The organism is Thermococcus sp. LS1 (assembly GCF_012027395.1).
Lineage (GTDB): Archaea > Methanobacteriota_B > Thermococci > Thermococcales > Thermococcaceae > Thermococcus.
Map to the genome: position 1 here is coordinate 20379 of NZ_SNUJ01000006.1, position 17497 is coordinate 37875.

Annotated in this window: 17 protein-coding genes and 1 pseudogene; 7 read left to right on the plus strand and 11 right to left on the minus strand. The window is 50.6% G+C overall.

From position 1 onward, the window contains the following. Positions 1-4: 4 nt before the first annotated feature. From E3E26_RS10735 to E3E26_RS10745, 3 genes are read right to left on the minus strand one after another with little or no spacing between them, the layout of a single operon-like run. The gene (locus E3E26_RS10735; protein WP_167901315.1) at positions 5-763 is read right to left on the minus strand and encodes a YchF/TatD family DNA exonuclease; all 759 of its coding nucleotides are present in this window, start codon (positions 761-763) and stop codon (positions 5-7) included. Next, positions 756-1019 carry a DUF504 domain-containing protein gene (locus tag E3E26_RS10740; protein ID WP_167901316.1) on the minus strand — a complete coding sequence of 88 codons (264 nt, stop codon included), beginning with the start codon at positions 1017-1019 and terminating at the stop codon, positions 756-758. The genes E3E26_RS10735 and E3E26_RS10740 overlap by 8 nt, the downstream gene beginning before the upstream one ends. Next, positions 1019-1720, minus strand: a complete 702-nt coding sequence (locus E3E26_RS10745) for an MBL fold metallo-hydrolase (RefSeq protein ID WP_167901317.1) — start codon at positions 1718-1720, stop codon at positions 1019-1021. Before E3E26_RS10745 ends, E3E26_RS10740 begins: the two co-directional genes overlap by 1 nt. A gap of 149 nt (positions 1721-1869) precedes the next feature. Here E3E26_RS10745 and E3E26_RS10750 point away from each other — a divergent pair, with 149 nt between their 5' ends. Further along, the gene (locus tag E3E26_RS10750; RefSeq protein ID WP_167901356.1) at positions 1870-2922 is read left to right on the plus strand and encodes a M20/M25/M40 family metallo-hydrolase; all 1053 of its coding nucleotides are present in this window, start codon (positions 1870-1872) and stop codon (positions 2920-2922) included. 80 nt (positions 2923-3002) lie between these two features. On the opposite strand, the gene E3E26_RS10755 is transcribed toward E3E26_RS10750, so the two are convergent. Beyond that, positions 3003-5780 carry a DEAD/DEAH box helicase gene (locus tag E3E26_RS10755; RefSeq protein ID WP_167901318.1) on the minus strand — a complete coding sequence of 926 codons (2778 nt, stop codon included), beginning with the start codon at positions 5778-5780 and terminating at the stop codon, positions 3003-3005. Positions 5781-5856: 76 nt separating this feature from the next. Here E3E26_RS10755 and E3E26_RS11225 point away from each other — a divergent pair, with 76 nt between their 5' ends. The 3 genes and pseudogenes from E3E26_RS11225 to E3E26_RS11290 all read left to right on the plus strand — a co-directional run bounded on the left by E3E26_RS11225 (position 5857) and on the right by E3E26_RS11290 (position 7348). Beyond that, on the plus strand, positions 5857-6033 hold the full coding sequence (locus E3E26_RS11225) for a hypothetical protein (protein WP_240911732.1): 177 nt from the start codon (positions 5857-5859) through the stop codon (positions 6031-6033). An 82-nt stretch (positions 6034-6115) separates the two neighbouring features. After that, positions 6116-6456 (plus strand): annotated as a pseudogene (locus E3E26_RS11410) (MFS transporter). A gap of 139 nt (positions 6457-6595) precedes the next feature. After that, entirely contained in the window at positions 6596-7348 is a 753-nt protein-coding gene (locus E3E26_RS11290; protein WP_370520120.1) for an MFS transporter, read from the plus strand. Between the two features lie 605 nt (positions 7349-7953). Here the strand turns inward: E3E26_RS11290 and E3E26_RS10765 are convergent. From E3E26_RS10765 to E3E26_RS10775, 3 genes are all read right to left on the minus strand, one after another. Beyond that, positions 7954-9690, minus strand: a complete 1737-nt coding sequence (locus E3E26_RS10765; RefSeq protein ID WP_167901319.1) for a glycosyltransferase family 39 protein — start codon at positions 9688-9690, stop codon at positions 7954-7956. Between the two features lie 157 nt (positions 9691-9847). Then, on the minus strand, positions 9848-10411 hold the full coding sequence (locus E3E26_RS10770) for a hypothetical protein (RefSeq protein WP_167901320.1): 564 nt from the start codon (positions 10409-10411) through the stop codon (positions 9848-9850). Positions 10412-10710: 299 nt separating this feature from the next. Further along, complete coding sequence (locus E3E26_RS10775) at positions 10711-11844, minus strand: iron-containing alcohol dehydrogenase (RefSeq protein ID WP_167901357.1); 1134 nt, start codon at positions 11842-11844, stop codon at positions 10711-10713. A gap of 156 nt (positions 11845-12000) precedes the next feature. Here E3E26_RS10775 and E3E26_RS10780 point away from each other — a divergent pair, with 156 nt between their 5' ends. Then, positions 12001-12282, plus strand: a complete 282-nt coding sequence (locus E3E26_RS10780) for a hypothetical protein (RefSeq protein ID WP_167729858.1) — start codon at positions 12001-12003, stop codon at positions 12280-12282. On the opposite strand, the gene mtnA is transcribed toward E3E26_RS10780, so the two are convergent. Further along, positions 12234-13304, minus strand: a complete 1071-nt coding sequence (gene mtnA / locus E3E26_RS10785; protein ID WP_167901321.1) for an S-methyl-5-thioribose-1-phosphate isomerase — start codon at positions 13302-13304, stop codon at positions 12234-12236. The genes E3E26_RS10780 and mtnA overlap by 49 nt on opposite strands. 55 nt (positions 13305-13359) lie before the next feature. Here mtnA and E3E26_RS10790 point away from each other — a divergent pair, with 55 nt between their 5' ends. Continuing rightward, positions 13360-13878, plus strand: a complete 519-nt coding sequence (locus E3E26_RS10790) for an NTPase (protein WP_167901358.1) — start codon at positions 13360-13362, stop codon at positions 13876-13878. Here the strand turns inward: E3E26_RS10790 and E3E26_RS10795 are convergent. The 3 genes from E3E26_RS10795 to albA all read right to left on the minus strand — a co-directional run bounded on the left by E3E26_RS10795 (position 13875) and on the right by albA (position 15486). Next, entirely contained in the window at positions 13875-14420 is a 546-nt protein-coding gene (locus E3E26_RS10795; protein WP_167901322.1) for a cyclic nucleotide-binding/CBS domain-containing protein, read from the minus strand. The two genes, E3E26_RS10790 and E3E26_RS10795, sit on opposite strands and share 4 nt — an antisense overlap. Positions 14421-14469: 49 nt before the next feature. Next, on the minus strand, positions 14470-15099 hold the full coding sequence (locus tag E3E26_RS10800) for a transcriptional regulator (protein ID WP_167901359.1): 630 nt from the start codon (positions 15097-15099) through the stop codon (positions 14470-14472). A 111-nt stretch (positions 15100-15210) separates the two neighbouring features. Further along, positions 15211-15486: a DNA-binding protein Alba gene (albA, locus tag E3E26_RS10805; protein WP_012571890.1), complete on the minus strand. Its 276-nt coding sequence runs from the start codon at positions 15484-15486 to the stop codon at positions 15211-15213. 192 nt (positions 15487-15678) lie between these two features. On the opposite strand from albA, the gene purB reads away from it, so the two are divergent. Beyond that, the gene (purB, locus tag E3E26_RS10810) at positions 15679-17034 is read left to right on the plus strand and encodes an adenylosuccinate lyase (protein WP_167901323.1); all 1356 of its coding nucleotides are present in this window, start codon (positions 15679-15681) and stop codon (positions 17032-17034) included. Positions 17035-17497: the final 463 nt, after the last annotated feature.

Below are 17497 nucleotides of genomic sequence, written 5' to 3' on the forward strand. Positions count from 1 at the left end.
CATCTCACACCTCCAGCCTGAAAAACTCGACCGTATTCTTCTCTGTTATCCGTTCAACCTCATTAAATTCCAGCCCCTTAAGCTTTGCCACCTCTTCAATGGCCATTCTGACGTAGCAGGGCTTGTTCCTCTGTCCCCTGAAGGGGCTCATGTATGGTGAATCAGTTTCCACGAGGATATCCTCCAGCTCAAGAGCCTCTACTGTCTTCCTAATCTCCGGGATAAAGACTATCCCGGTGCTTATCCCTATTGGATGATCGTTTTCAGCAATCTCCTTAGCAAGCTCGGGACTCCCCGTGAAGGAGTGGAAATAGGCATTAACACCGTATCTCTGAACCAGCTCAAAGGCTTCCCTTTCGGCATCCCTCGCATGGATAACCACGGGGAGCTTGAGCTCGACTGCCAGCTCGAGGAAATGCTGGAATATCGCCCTCTGGTTTTCCCTTTGGGCCTCGTTTTCGGCGTAGTGATAGTCGAGGCCTATCTCGCCCACCGCCACAATTTTGTTCCTGTGCTCCCAGATGAAGTCCTCAACGCGCTTCACCTTTTCCCAGTTGCCCCTGCGTGCTTCGTTCGGATGGTAGCCGAGTGTCGGGAAGAGGAAGCCAAAGTACGGCTTGAGCAGCTCCCAGCTCTTCCAGACGTGGGTTTTTCTGTACTCGGTTATGGAATCAACCACGGCTTTGAGCTCCTTCCTGCACTCTTCTATTACCTGCGGTACTTCCTTCTTATAGAACTCGAAGTGAGCATGGGCGTCAATCACTCTCTCCCCTCCTGTCCTTTCTCGTCTCCCAGATTACCTTCCCATCCTTCCTCACGACCCTCAGAATACGGTGATATGGAATCTGGGCATCCCCGACGAAGAAGTAGCCGTGCCCAAGCTCTATCAGCTCGACGGGGATTTTCTTGACGTCGCCGTAGGCACCGCGGTGCTCGATGATGATGTAGTAATCCCGCTCGTCCTCGCGTGGGTCATACTTGAGCTTGGCGAGGACTTCCTTCACCGAACCCTTCCGCATCAGAGCCACCCCAGGATCTCAGTGATGTTTCCACGCCAGTCTTTTATCACCCAGCCGTGCCCGGGGAGGCCGAAGCTGACGTCGAACTCTAAAAGTTTCTCCAGTGACTCCTGGAGTTGCCAGCCGCTTCCGGTCGGGAGGTCGGTCCTCCCTACGGTGCCTTTGAAGACGGTGTCGCCCGTGAACATCAGCTTTTCCTCCGGCTCGTAGAGGCATGAGCTCCCGGCGGTGTGGCCGGGCGTGTGAATAAGCTCCAGCTTAAGCGAGCCGATTCTAAGTGTATCCCCGTCCTTCAGCTTTATATCGACGGGATGCGCCTCAAAACGCCGTCCATACGAGTACGCTAGTATGATATAGTCGTCGCCCTTTTCAAGGGCTCTCGCAGTGACATCATGGGCCGCGAAGAGAACCTCCATCCCCTTGTTCTCAAAATAGTGTTTCATGATGAGATTGCCCCCGACGTGATCAAAGTGTTCGTGAGTGTTGAAGATTATAACTCGCTTGATCCCCTGGAGATAGCCTTCCTTTTCCCAGATTTCTGTGTAAACGTGCCAGTTCACGCCGGTTCCGGTGTCAACGACCAGAGCCTCCTCTCCGTCGCGGAGCAGGTAAACGTTGGAATCCCAGCTAATCCCGCGGAGCATGACTGTATGTGGTGGAATCTCTATGGGAATTATGTTTCTCGGAAATTCTTCCAGCATGACTTTCCCTCCAAAAGGGCTCGAGGGGGGACCGCGTCCTCATCCGAGGGAGCGAGTCTCGTCAGGAGGGATGAATCTCTTCATCGCCCCTTCAACCTACGCGGGGGAGGTTTATAAACCCAACCACGGAGCTTTATTAGGTGACCCAAATGAAAACTGAGAGAGCAAAGGAAATCCTTCTCAACCTCCTCAAAATTCCGTCCCCCTCGGGGAGCGAGGATCGGATAGCCCTTCACATCATGGAGTTTCTCCACAAGCTCGACTACGACGTCCACATCGAGAGTGACGGCGAGATAATCGACCTCGTCGTCAATCCCGACGCTGAGCTCTTCTACGAGGTCCACATGGACACGATACCGATGAGGGCTGAGCCCTTTGTTAGGGGCAACATCGTTTACGGAACCGGCGCGAGCGACATAAAGGGCGGCATAGCTGCGATTCTGCTTATGCTCGAAGAACTCAAGAAAGAGGGTAAGGATCTCAACGTCGGCATTGTCTTTGTCAGCGACGAAGAGCACGGTGGAAGAGGCTCAGCACTCTTTATGGAGCGGTACAGGCCCAAGATGGCCGTTGTGCTTGAGCCCACTGATCTAGAGGTTCACATAGCCCACGCAGGCAACATAGAGGCCTACTTTGAGGTCGACGGCAAAGAGGCCCACGGAGCCTGCCCTGAGAGTGGAATCAACGCCATAGATCAGACCTTCAGAATGCTTGAGGAGCTCAAGAAGCTCGAACCTTTCAACGCGAAGGGCAAGTATTTCGACGCCCACATCGGCCTTCAGGAGCTAGTCTGCGACAACCCATACTACCTTATCCCTGCCCTCTGCCGTGGTCGTGTGGAGGCTCGCCTTCTGCCAGATCAGGAAGTCGAGGACATCCTTGACCTTATGGAGCCAATATTTGAGGAGTACACCCTCAAGTACGAGTACACGGAGATATGGGACGGTTACGAGCTTGAACCCGATGAGGAGATAGTCGTTCTCGCTAAAAAGGCTATGGAGGTCACGGAGATAGATGAGTTCGGCGGCATGAGGAGCTGGACGGATGCGATAAACTTCGTGTACAACGGAACGAGAACGATAGTCTTCGGCCCAGGCAACCTCGACATCTCACACACAAAGAACGAGCACATCGATGTGAGGGACGTGGTTACAGCAAGTGAGTTTTTGAAGGCCTTGAATGAGATTTTTGGAAAGAGCTGAGGTTCTCCCTTCTTTTTACTTTCCCTTCGTATTACGGCCTTTATATAACTGGTCCACCAACAGATAATTTGTGGAACTCATTATTCCTCGGACTTCTTCTCTTCCTCCTTCTTTGAATCCACCCAGAAGCGCCTCGTCCTTATGAACTGCCGCTCCCGCTCCATGAGGGCAACGAGGAGGGCATCTCCCTTGTACTGCGCCAGAAGCCTCGCCGCCGTGTCTGGTCCGGCCCCGTAGCTGGCCAGAGCCAAGACCGCCTCGAACCCGTAGGAATCCACGAGGTCAGCGGCCTTCAGGAGCTTCCTGTAAGCCCTCTCCTCCTTCCGCTCGAGCCTCTCGCCGTGCCTGACCTTTTTGAGAACGGGCATGAACTCCTCCGCGTCAATTGGATGGGCAACTGCCAGCATCCTCGAGCCGCACTTCGGGCATTCCCAGTGCTTGATTCTTTCCCTCAGGCGTGAAACTCTTGTTTTTGAGCTCCATCCGCAGTTGGTGCAGACCAAGACAACCTCATGGTCGAGGAGCCTTCTCTTGAACAGCTCAAGTATCTCGTCCCTCTCCAGCTCTCCTCCGATCAGAAACTCGCCTCCGACGCTCATGTTAAGCCTCGCCAGCCTTGACGGCTCTCTCCTCAGTTCAGTTTTCACGCGCAGGCTTCCAGCTTTGAGCATGCTCAGAACGAGTTCACCTCTCTTAACATCAACCTTGTCGTGGTACAGCTCGTTCAGGGTTTCCTTCTCGATTACCGTCCCCTCGAAGAGCCGCTCGATTCTCCTTATCTTTGCGTCCCTCCTAAGTGCGCCAAAGCGTTTGGCGACGTTCATCATCCTCCAGCGGTAGGCGTGGGAGTCCCTCAGCGAGCGCGCAACGATGAACTCCAGTGCCTCCGGCTCCTGGTAGAGGTAGCGCTTGACCTCGCTCGGGTTCAGCTGGAAGGGCGTCTTGAATACTATAGCATGGGCCTGGCTTCTCACGGAGAAGACCTTGCCGTAGCGCAGGATCAGGAAGGAATGAACCAGCCGGCCGAGGGCTTCGTTCGCCCTGTTGCCGAAGTCAGCGTGGATTACGAGCGCTTTCGGCGTGCTCTCTATCACAATATCCCTGTCGGTTGAGAAGGGTTCATCCTTTATCTCCTCAAAAGCCCGTCTGAGCTCCTCCTCGCTGAAGTTCACGCCTTCCAGAAGCTCTAAAGCCCGTTTGAAGTCAAAGGCCAGCTCTCGCTTCAACCTTCCCACGTCGAGGGCAATGCCGAAGGGAACGGGAATCATCTCACCCTCCCAGCTCGGTATTGCACTCTCTAGGCTCTTGCTCTCGCGCACCTTCAGCAATTTCGCCTCTTCGTCAATCTTGAGCACTATCCAGCTCCTCCCGTTCATCACGAACTCCATTCCTTCCTCCAGGTCCATAACGAAGCTCTCGTCGAGCCGTCCGATTATGTGTCCGCTCCCTGCGTCGAAGACGCGCCAGGAAACCTCGTCCGGGATCGTCGAGAGGTTCTCGTAGTAGTACTGGAAAGCCCCGCGCTTGAGGTAGAGCAGACCAGTTTTTTCGTCGTAGCCAATTATACGAGCGTCCTCGAGGATTCCCAAAACATCGAGATAGTCCTCCCATTTAAGCTCCCTGTAAACGTAAGCTCGCCTCGCTATCTCGTAGGGCCTTTCCCTCGGCATGCGTTTGTACTCGATAAGAAGCCCAACGAGGAAGTGGGCCAAAACATCGAGGCCGCCAATCGGCTCTACGGCCTCAAACCTTCCCTCCAGCGCGCGCCTGGCTATGATTAGACTCTGAAGGTAGTCCTCAACGTTGGAGGTTATGACGTATCCCTCGCTGACCTCGCCAATCCTGTGTTTCGCCCTTCCCACACGCTGAACCAGGCGGTTCACCTGTCTCGGGCTCATGTACTGAATGACAACGTCCACGTCGCCTATGTCAATTCCCAGCTCCATCGAGGACGTGCAGATGAGAGCCTTGATTTTGCCCTCCTTCAAGGCCCTTTCCGCTTTTATACGGGCCTCTTTCGAGAGGCTTCCATGATGAACTTCAACTGGCTTGCCCCAGGCCTTCAAACGATGTGCCAGAATCTCGGCGAACTGCCTCGTGTTGGTGAATATCAGCGCCTTTCCGTGCTCTTCGACTATTTCCCAAAGCGTTCTGAGACGGGCGGCCACATCTGGGGTCAGGCTCAGCTCCTCCGCGAGCTTGAAGTCATTCTCCTCCGGCCTCGGATAGAGCACGTGGAAGCGGTACACTTTTCTCCAGCTGGGTTTGACTATCGTTTCCGCCCCGAGCCACTCCCTTACCTCGTCCTCGTTGCCGACCGTCGCGGTCATTCCGACGCGTTTGAAGTCCGCTATCTCTGCCAGCCTCTCAAGGTTCAGCAGGAGCTGTGCCCCACGCTTGTTGTCGACCAGCTCGGCTATCTCGTCAACAATGACGAACTTGACGTTCTCCAGAGCTTTTCGGAGTGATTTTACCGTTAGAATAACACCAAGAGTCTCGGGGGTGATGATGAGCATCTGAGGCGGGTTCTTCGTCTGCTTGGCCTTTTTGTAGGCAGAAGTGTCCCCGTGCCTCACCTCGACGCTTATTCCAAGCCTCTCTCCCCACCACTCCAGGCGCTCGAGCAGATCCCTGTTGAGGGCCTTTAGGGGAGCTATGTAGAGGGCGGAGATTGGCTTGAGGCCTTCTTCAAGGATGGCGTTGAAGACGGGCAGAACGGCCGCCTCGGTCTTTCCCGAGCCTGTGGGGGCGATGATTAAAACGCTCTTCCCGGAGCTAACCTCACGAAAAGCTTTCATCTGAAGCTCGTTGAGCTTTCCAAAGCGCTCCCTGATGATCTTCTTGAGGAGAAGGTGCATGGTGGAAACTGGGTCAAGATAGTTTATAAGTGCAACCTCAGTTAAATTTATAAACGATATATCGTTCGACATATCGGTGATAGAGATGGAAGTCGCGAGGAACGGCGGAACCTACGATATGGCTTACGCCAAAAAGGCGATGCTGGTGGTGGTCATCCTTCCCCTGCTCGTCATGTACACCGAGGCAATGCTCACACCAGCCCTTCCGACCATACAGAAGGAGTTCGGCATAAACCCCAACAACGTCAGCTAGGTGCTCACCATATATCTCCTCGTCGGGACGGTGAGCGCCGCAATAATGGGGCAAGCTTGGCGATATGTACGGGAAAAAGAAGATGTTCCTTGTTGCTTTGGGCTTCTACACGCTCGGTGTAATCCTCAACGGCTTCGCACCGAGCTGCCAGTGGCTCCTCGTCTCGCGTGGGATTCAGGGCCTTGGAATGGCGATATTTCCTCTGGCGTTCAGCCTAGTCCGTGAGGAGTTCCCACCGGAGATGGTGCCGCAGTTCAGGGAATGATAAGCGCGATGTTTGGAGTTGGAATGGTTATAGCCCTTCCGCTCGGAGCCTACGTAACCCAGAACTTCAGCTGGCGCTGGACGTACCACTCGGCCGCCCCTCTTGCGGCGCTCATGTTCATACTCGCGGCAAAATCCTCCGTGAGAGCCGCTACATAAACTGCGGAAGGCTTGACTGGCCCGGAACCCTGCTGCTCGTTATGGCTGTCGTCCCTGCCCTGGTGGCGGTAACGAGAGCACCAAACGTAGGCTGGAGGCAGAGCAAACGCTCATCCTTTTTGGAATAGCAATCGTTGGTGTGACCCTGCTCGTCCTGTGGGAGAGAAAAGCTGAGAATTCACTCATCCCGCTCGACATAATCTCTGCCAGAAACCCCGCGATAGTCAACATCGGTATAATGTTCGCGGCCTTTGGAATCTCCATGATGAGCCAGGCCAACACTTACATATTCCAGATGAAGCCTCCCTACGGCTTCGGCAAGACGATACTTGAAAGTGGTCTTCTCATGACGCCAATGGCGGGCGTGATGCTCGTGATAGCACCTTTAGCCGGAAAGCTGATGCCCAAGACCGGCGCAAAGCCGATAGCGATGGTCGGTGCATTGACGGCAAGCGCAGGCTTGGCCTTCATGGCAAAGTACGTCACCAGCCTGAGCCTTTGGCAATTCGTCGCCATGATAACAATCATCGGGACGGGGATAACCCTCATGAACATCTCCCTGATCAACGTGCTCGTCTTTTCAGTCCCGCCGAGGGTCATGGGAATAGCTACCGGTGCCAACAGCCTGTTCCGTAACTTCGGCTCGACATGGGGGCCGGCAATAGCCGGAACGGTGATGAGCACCTACTACATCCTCTTTCACCCACCCGGTGCTCCCCAGTGGGTGCAGATAAAAATACCAACCTCCAAGGCCTATGGGGTGCTCTTCGGCACCGCCGCGGGATTGTATCTCTTCCTCGCCCTACTAATCCATGCAATAGTTGAGGTCATGAAGGAAGGGAAGATACGGGAGATTGAGGATAATGGAGAAAAGGAAGTCGTCGTGGAGTGATTCCTTTTGTTTTGTCATGTTTTCCACCCTATTCCTAGTACTGTGGAGGTAACTGTGGGACATCTATTGTAATTTACTAAACGAAAAGTGGATCCTAATAAGTAAAACAGGAAGAATACAAACAGGAAAACAAACCCGTGAATCCTCCAGTTCTCAGCTCTGGAATTATTCTACCAGAAGCGCTTGTCTCCTCATCAATAGTCTCACTGCTGATTTTTATTACAGTCTAGTCAACTGCGATGAATTTCCTCTGTCCCTCTGAGTGCAAAGGGCTTTGGCTGATAAACTGCTTCTGCAAGCAGTATCGGGACGAAATCTTGAGTTGGATTTTTAAACTAGAACAGAGAGGTATAACTCATGCCAAAGACGAGAAAACAGAAAATGAACTCGTTCAAGTTATTAAAATGCGGAAAAGTTAATGCTCCAATGCTTCTGCAAGCTAAGTGTTTTAAGGTTGAAATCACGTAATAGCTAATTGGTTTCAGCCAGCATTTCTCTACGACATAACACCACTCACTACTTATACTGACAGTGTCTTTTCTTTGCAAAGTATATGTGACCTCTAGGTAGTCTAATTAGAGTATGTTTTGGGTACTCTTTTGAGTTTAGCGTTTGCCTCTTCTACGGAGAGTGGGATAGTGAGTGCTTTTATTGAGAGATGATCTACGATTTTGTGAACTTTGAAAAACTCTTGGAAGGACTTGACGGGAGGTTCTGATGTTTTGTCTCCTGTTCATCCATGAGCGGCGCACACTTTGCATTTTTGCCCCATCCGGCATAATGCTCTCTATTGTCTTTTCCAGTGCTGTTCCTTTGAATGCGTTCCTAAGGTGTCCCCAATTGAGTATGTAAGCTATTGATACCACAAATACAACGATCATGAATGGGGTTATCTGGACAGCGTAGTAACTGTACTGACTCTTACCGCCTAAGAAATACATCAGGACATACATCACTATAATACTACTTCCCCCAAGGTACTCCAAGGCAAATTCAGTCCTATACTTTTTATGAACTAGGTAAATTCCTAGAAATCCTATAATAACAGCTAGATTCCACATAAACCAGTTAGTTTGAATCAGTATTCTGGGGTCGGAATATATCATAAACGGATTCTTATTAAAGAACCAGTTCCAAACTGGAGATGTAAAAGGGTGATCTCCTTTATAACTTAGGTGCCAACTAAAACTTGCCAATAGACCATCTTTCCACTCTTGGGGGCTTATGAATAAAAACACCGGAATGTTACCAATTGCAAATCCTACTGCTCCTAACAGGAGGTATTTACTGATGTTCTTGATAAATGTTTTTATGGCCTCTGTTGTTGTTTTACTGGTTCTCCATGCTTTACTTAAGGCGAACAGTCCTATCCCAAGTCCAACAAATGCTCCGTTGAGTTTTACGGCTGTTGCGAATCCAGTGAAGAGGCTAGCATGTGTAAGATTGCGCTTGCTGAAGTAGTAAGCTACAAGGGCCATGAAAAAGGCCACGTATATATCGAGCATTGCAGTTGCCCCGAGCATTCTGAGGCCGGGATCAATGGCCGCGAGGGTGGCCGCAACACCTCCCCAGAAATAACTCCCGGTGAGGTTTTTAACTGTGAATGCCAACAACACTATTATTGATAAGAATGATAAAAGGCTAGGGATTCTCCACGCGACAGGGCGATCCCCAAATACTAACATTGATAGCATTATGAAAGACTTCCCCAGAAATGGGTGCTCAAGGTTGTAGTATTTATCTATGCCAAACTTGTCTCCATATCTAAATCCCGGGCGTACATTAAAAATTTTTTCACCTTTCTTAAATACTGTTATAGTTGTGGTGCAAGTCTGATTATTATCCATTTTGTATTCTATAGTTTCCACTATGTCCTCAGGGGCAGTGATATTCCTGATGGCATCAACAAAAACGTTAAATTCATCTTCCGGAACATAATAATAGCGTCCATAGTTTATTTCTTGCCAGTCAAAGGCATATATATTTGAAAGTTTGTATTTTGAAATGACAGAATACACGTACTTATCATATTTTTCCCAATCGTACCAGTTGGGATCCACTGGTGTGTTTTCAGAGGTCGACTCAGGCATTCTTACAAAGACATTAACTCCATAGAAAGTCGCTATGTGGCTGGAATTTGGGGTATATGGAAGCTCAGTAACATGGAGAACTGTCAAGTTATTTTTATACAAATAATTTCTCGCTGCGTCTACGTACCAGACCTCATCACCTTTATAATCCTGAACTTTTTCTCCAGCTATATAGTTTGGCCACAGACTTATGACGCTCGCAATGAGAAGAGAGACCAAGAAAATCGCAAATATTAGTCCTTCATCATCCATTTAAACTCCTCCACATTTTTGATAGGGCCCAGTTGCACTAGTCACTCCTGTTTTTGTACCTTTAAATCCAATTTTCTATGTCTCAGTATCTTGTGCTTCTACAATGAAATTTAAAAAGTTTTTGATAAAAAAATAAAATAATTACAACGCAATAACGTCACTCGATTATTGTTCCGTAAATTGTCGTGAAGTGGTCAGAGGATCCCCTTGATAACATGAATTTCCAAGTTCCACTTCCAAGGTAAACTAGGGTTAACCTACCGACACCGGCGTCAAGAATCATGGTGTTTCCGGTCGTTGTTATGATCTCCTCATCATGAAAGATCCAAGTACTTTCGACGAATGAGCGTGGGCCAGTACTTAGTATACTTTCTATTGTTTCTCCGTTTTTGACGACCACCAGTCGTCTTGTTCCGTCATCATATGTCTCGTCGTACCTAAAGTGCCACGTGCTTTGTGGGTTGAGCTCGGTTTCCCACACACTGTGGCTCATCCAGTTTTTGTCCACATATACTGTGTAGTGTTCAAGATGTTTGCCTGTAGTGTAACCACTCGAGTATGTAATGCTTATATGTTGAATGTAGGTCTTGTAGGTATATGGCACCGTGTCTGGGAGTTGCTCATGTAAACCTATTCCACCTATGCATCCCGACGTTGCGACGACGAGCATCGCAACGAGTATAGGCAGGATCAATATAGGCAGTATGATACCGCGCCTCATGATTATATCTTATGACAAAGAAATTTAAAAAATTTTTGGTAAAATGTCTAGGAGGTGTAGAGGAAATTAAAACCAATATCTTAAGCTTAAAATAAAAGCGAGAATAGGAGTAGAAACAGTGCCATAATTTATTGAGAGATACTACCTTTAGAAAAATGAAAAAAACTCGATACTCTTGGATTGAGATTGGAAATTGCATGCATCAATTTTCGCAATGTTGAGCATGAGGATTATAAAACGCTATGAACTCTGAAGAGAATGGCAATAAAGAAAAGTTTATCGAAAGTGTTTTCTTATCCTCACTCCCCGTAGAATGCCTCCAAATAGAGCTCCCTTATCTCATCCGGCTTCGGCTCAACCGGGTTGAACGCCACCAGCCCGTCGCGGTAGGCCTTCTCCGCCATCTCCTCGACCCTGCTCACGAAAGTTTCTTCGTCAACCAGCTCGCTCAGCTTCGGAACGCCGAGCATCTCGTTGAGCTCCTTAACGACTTCCACTAAATCTTTGGCGCTTGAGAAGCCCAGCTCCCTTGCTATCTCTGCGTAGCGCTTCCTCGCGTAGTCGTTCCTCATGTTGAACTCCATGACGTACGGCAGGAATATCGCATTGAGCAGGCCGTGCGGGCCTATCCAAGCAGCTTTGTGACTCATGGCATGGCAGAGGCCGAGACGAGCGTTGAGGAACGCTATGCCGGCCATAGTGGCCGCGTAATGAACTTTTGCCCTCGCGTCCTCGTCGCCCTTGACCGACAGGGGCAGCCACTTGTAGACAGTCTTTATCGCCTTTATCGCCATCGCGTCGCTGAAGGGGTTTGCGACCTTCGTTGTGTAGGCCTCTATCCCGTGAACGAGTACGTCTAAACCGGAGTTCCTCGCAACCTCAGCCGGCATTGTTCTTGGCAGTCTCGGGTCGAGAATAGCTATATCCGGCGCTATTTCGGGAGTGACGATGTTGTACTTCACGTCACCCTTCTTGAGGACGCTCGCAGCAGATACCTCGCTTCCGGCGCCGCTTGTTGAAGGTATCGCTATCAGTGGAGTTTTAAGCTTAGGAACCGGCTTCGGTTTGGAGAAGCGGTCGATGAAGGCTATCTTCTCGAACTCGACTTCTGGAGCATCATAGAAGACCTTCAGCGCCTTGGTAGTGTCTATGACGCTTCCGCCGCCCAACGCCACCAGAAGATCGGGGTTAAACTCCCTGACCTTTGGCAGGAACTCCTCTATGACTTCCACACTTGGCTCTGCCGGAAGGCCTGCTATCGAGAAGACCTCGGCTCCGGCTTCCTTCACGTAGTCCTCGGCCTCCTTCAGGAAGCCGTGCCTCTTCATTGAGCGGGATGAGAGAATCAGAACGCGTTCGTAACCCTTCACTGCTTTGGAGAGGTGGCTTAGGCTTCCCTCCCCTTCGACTATCCTTGTCTTCAGCCAGAACATGGGCACCACCATGATTCCCTATGCTCAAGTGCTTTTAACGTTCTCGCTTCTTAAACATGGATTGAATTAGTTGCGGGCATTTTATTTCCTGAACTTCCGGTTTTTAACCTTTGGGGTTGGGAAACGCTTTAATCTTCGCGCTCTTTTTCTTCATCGATGCTCGTGAGAGGTAAGATCGTCGGAAAGAACTGCAGCGCTCCCTTCGTAGTGCGCAAAGACAAGGGCGGTGTTAGTGTCAGGGTAGAACTTGGGGATAAGGACTTTACTTATTCAATTGACTGCCCCTGTCTCGAGCCGCTGGAGCTTCTCGGCCTTCTGCTGCCGTCCCTTGAAGAAGAGCTCGGGGAGATTCAAGGAGTCTTCGTGGAGGAGGTAAAAGAGGAGAAGAGTCACTCCCGCTTGAAGAGCCTCTTGAGGTTTCTCTCGAAGGGCGGGTAAACGACTCCTTTGTCTGTGATTATGCCCGTCAGATACTTGTGCGGCGTCACGTCGAAAGCTGGATTATAGACGTCGACATCTGGAGCAATCCTGCAGCCACCGCAGGTGAGAACCTCCTCCTTGCTGCGCTCCTCTATTGGTATCTCCTTTCCACTCTTGAGGCTCATGTCTATGGTCGAAAGGGGCGCGACGGTGAAGAACGGTATCCCGTGCTCCTTGGCCAGAACCGCGAGGGTGTAGGTTCCTATCTTGTTAGCGAAGTCGCCGTTTGCCACTATCCTGTCCGCACCGACTATAATCGCGTCAACCTTTCCCTGCTGCATCACGAAGCCGGCCATGTTGTCGCTTATAAGCTTGAGTGGAATTCCGTCGTAGTGGTACTCCCAGGCGCTAAGCCTTGCACCCTGAAGGACGGGCCTCGTCTCGTCCACCCAGAGGAGCTTTAGAGTACCCTCCTTGTTCATGACCCTGAGAACTGCCCCAACTGTTCCGAGGTGGACGGTTGCCAAGCTGCCAGCGTTGCAGTGGGTCAATACGTTTCCTTCCGGCAAAGCCTCGGCACCGTAGTGACCCATCCGGAGGTTTGCTTCCACGTCTTCGTCCGCTATCTTTTGGGTCTCTTCAACTATAAGGCGCTTTATCTCATCAAGTGAATCCTCTCTGTGCTCCTCAACCAGCTTTTTAACCCTGTTGAGGGCCCAGAAGAGGTTTACGGCTGTTGGCCTTGTGTTCTTGAGCTTATCGTAGGCGGCGTAAAAGCTGTCCATGAACTCATCTTTGGTCTTTGCCTTCGTCGTCTCAGCGTAGAGGGCCAGGCCAAAGGCTGCCGCGGCTCCTATCGCCGGCGCCCCGCGCACCTGCATCGTAACTATCGCCCTCGCAACCTCATCAACCGTCGTCAGCTCGATGACCTTAAACTCCTTTGGCAGAAGGCGCTGGTCTATGAGCTTGACCTTTCCGCTCTCGTAGATAACGCTCCTCGGGAGCCTCGTGAGCTCTTCCGGTTTATACTTCAGCTCCATCACGACCACCCTAAAGGGTTTAAGGGAGAAGCTTAAAACTCGTTCGGTGGTGACTATGAGGATATTCATAACCGGCCCGGCAGGAGTTGGGAAGACAACGCTTGTGAGCAGAGTTGCCAGGGAAGTCGACCGCTGGGGCTACATCGTCGGCGGCATGATAACTCAAGAAGTAAGGGAGCGCGGTAGGAGAATGGGGTTCAAGATAACAGCCCTCGACACGGGTGAGGAGGGAACCCTCGCATGGGTCGGAAACGGCCGGCCAAGGATAGGAAAATACGTAGTCTATGTTGACGAGCTCAACCGCGTTGGCGTTTCCGCGATAAGGAGAGCCTTAATCGAGGCCGACCTAATCGTCATAGATGAAATCGGCCCGATGGAGTATATGAGCGATGAGTTTGTACGGATTGTGGGAGAAGTCCTGAAGTCAGAAAAGCCGCTTCTGGCAGTGGTTCACAGACGCTTTGCGGACAAGTTCAGACCACTTGGAAAACTCTACACACTGAGCGTCGAGAACAGAAACAGAGTCTTCACTGGGATAATGGATGAAGTTATGAAAGAGCTAAGGGAAGGTTAAAGGTTCACGGAGTCCTTGCAGTTCTCGCATACCCACTTTTCGTCGCCTTCGATGTAGACCCTGTAGAGCGAACCGTACTGGCCGCAGAGCTCGCAGATTCCATAGACGTCTGTCTCTGGCTCGGGCTCCTCCTCAGCCGCCTCCTCAGCTTCGCTGGCATAGGTATTGAGCGCCGCGAGAAGGTCCGCAGCAGTTACGAACCCTATCGGCTTTCCAAAGCGGGTAACGAGGAGCCTCCTTATGCCCTTGTCCATCATCTTGTCGATGGCATCCTGTACCTCGTAGTCATCCTCGATTGTTACGGGGTTCTTGGTCATTACTTCCTCGACTTTAACGTCCTTGGGATCCCTACCTTTTGCCACGACCTTGTCGAGTATGTCCCTGTCGGTTATTATTCCAACGATTTCGTCGTCCTTGACGACGACAGCGCTTCCGACCTTGTTTCTTGAGAGGATTCTGGCGATTCTGTGGACTGTGTCGTCTGGTTTGACTATGACTGCCTTCCTTTTAACCACTTGTCCCACGGCGATTCTCGGTGCCATTTTACCACCTCGCTAACGGGGGTTAGAGAGGAAACTTAAAAACCTTTCCTCAGCGCCTGCGCTCCAAAAGATACGAGACGAGGAGAAACGTTAAGATGAACGCCGCAAGGGAGAGCACTACTGGAAGGACCGAAGCAGAAGTCTGTATTAATGGTGTGGTAGTTGTTCCCTGCGTGGTGTTGGCTGTGAGCACGGTTATTTCCCTGCCCGCTTCCATCACGGCAAAGTTCCCCGATTGAGTCGTATTGCTATAGGTTGGTATGTCCTTTGGACTCAGCAAGTCCGTTGAGGCCTTGTAGACGCCGGCCGCCATCATTCCCGCAATGGCCAAACTTATCACGTGGAGCCTCTCAAAGCCGGGCACGGCCTTCTTCTTAACTTTGGCCACGCTCTTCCTGGGAACAAGCAGAATGGGTCTGTCTGAAGCACTGTACAGCTTTACCTCCTGCAAACGCTTGCCGTACTTCTTGCCAGCGACCTCAACAAGCCCCACCTTGAGCATCTTGTCGATATGGTACGAGACTGTTGAGATGGGAAGGTTCAGCTCCCTCGCTATCTCGCTCATCGAAAGGGCCCTATCTTCCAGCAGGTGAAGGATGGCTATAGCTTTATCGTTCATTAGAATCTGAGCAAGCTCTTTTGCTCTCTCATCGTGTATGTCTATGGTCTCATAGTCCAAGGGAGCCACCTACGGAGAATACGGTGGGCGAATATTAAAGCTTTTCACAGCTTCAAACTGAGTTGAAGTCAATCCAGAAAAGCGCGATAGTAAAAGGAAAGGAAGTCAAATTCACGGCTTCTCGAGGATGATCTCGATGGTCGAGGTGTTGGCAGTCCTGCCGTCGGCAGTCGGAAGCTCCTCGGTACCGATCTTGATCTCCTTGACCCTGACCTCTGGGAGGAACCTGTTCCTGACGATCTCGGCGACGTCGACGGCCCTGCTGATGGCCCTACCGCGAGCCTTGACGCTGACCTCCTTAGCGCCCTCGTTGAACTGGGTTATCACGGCGAGGACGTAGTTCATAACCGGCTTCTTTCCAATGTAGACAACATGCTCCTCTGCCATCTTTGGCACCTCCAGGAATTTTGTCGTTAGCATCTCGAGGGATTTCGGTTAAATACTTTTCGGTCTTTCCTGACGTTATTGGACAGTCCTATGGCTTTAATGAATTTATCGAATGTCCATCTCTGCTCCTGCATGTTTCTGTTAAAGCAAAATGTTTTAAGCCGTAAGAATTGCCATAGACCTGGTGATAGGATGGCCGTTCATCCGATTGATTATCGCTACGGTAGCGAGGAGATGCGGAGAATTTGGGACGAGGAAAACAAGCTCCAGAAGCTCCTCGACGTTGAGGCTGCCTTGGCTAGGGCTCACGCCAAGCTTGGCAACATCCCCGAAGAGAGCGCCCGCGTTATTTCCGAGAGGGCTAACACTGAGCGGGTCAAGCTTGAGCGCGTCAAGGAGATAGAGAACGAGATACACCATGACATAATGGCCGTCGTTAAAGCCCTAAGTGAGGTCTGCGGCGAGCACGGCAAGTACGTTCATCTAGGTGCGACCTCAAACGATATCATCGACACCGCTAACGCTCTTCTCATCAAGGAGTCCATTGCGATAATCGAGAAGGATCTTAGGGAGCTCCGCTCAATCCTCAAGAAGCTCGCGGAGGAGCACAAGTACACGGTCTGCATCGGGAGAACCCACGGACAACATGCTGTTCCTACTACATACGGCATGAAGTTTGCCCTCTGGCTCGATGAGATACAGAGACACATAGACAGGATAGAGGAGCTGAAGGAAAGGGTTTTAGTTGGTCAGATAAGCGGTGCAGTTGGAACGATGGCGTCTTTCGGCGATAAGGGTCTCGAAATTCAGCGTCTCGTCATGGAGGATCTCGGTCTCAGGCCTGCCAGAATAAGCAGCCAGATAATCCAGCGCGACGTTTACGCGGAACTAATGATGGTTCTCGCGCTTATAGCTTCCACCCTCGACAAGATAGCCCTTGAAATCAGAAACCTTCAGAGAACTGAAATCCTCGAGGTGAGCGAGCCCTTCGGAAAGAAGCAGGTGGGCTCCTCGACAATGCCCCACAAGAGGAACCCCATACGGAGCGAGAAGGTGAGTGGCTTGGCGAGGGTTCTCTACTCCAACGTCATTCCTGCACTGCTCAACAACCCCCTATGGCACGAGAGGGATCTGACGAACTCCTCTGTCGAGCGCGTTATCCTTCCTGAGAGCTTTGTTCTACTTGACGAGATGCTCAAGAGCATGAAGAAGGTTCTCTCGGGGCTGGAGTTCTTCCCGGAGAACATTAAGAGGAACCTCTACATGACTCACAACCTCATAATGGCCGAGCCGCTTATGCTCAAGCTTACTGAGAGGGGCATGGGAAGGCAGGAGGCGCATGAATTGGTGAGAGGACTGGCAATGAGGGCGTTCTACGAGAAGAGGGACCTCATGGAGATCGCAAAGGAGAGTGAAGAGGTCAGAAAGTTCCTCAGTGAGGAAGACTTTGAGAGCCTAACGCCGGAGAACTACATTGGTCTCGCGCCGCAGATAGTTGATAACGTAATTGCCTATATAGAGGAGAAAGAGCGAAAAGAAGGGCTGTGAGGCTTTAATTTCTTGCCTCTTATCCTCTACATCGTTTTTGTTGTTTTGTCCACTTCGTCGGATTCATCTCTCAAATTTTTGGGCGAATTGTTACTTTTAATTATGGTAATTTTTATGCTTTTTATTCAAGTTCTATTTATGCCGAAATCTCATTATGAATTTGATTCTTGTTTATATGGCTCAAAAATCACTCTTTAAAATATTAAAAAATCCAGATTTTTAACTTTTTATTAGCGTAATTTTCGCAACGATTTCTGGTGTGGTAAGATGTGTGGCTGACGTATGCCGATGAAGGAAGTTTGTTCCCTACCAATGCCGTCCTTGAGTCTAGTTCACCCGTAGTCTCCACCGACTGGAATTGATACTACCTTTAATTGTAACCAACTTTTGGTCTGTAGAAGCCCGATCTTATCGATAAAAATCCCTGATTCAGAAAGAAGGGTGTCCATGGTTACACCATCAT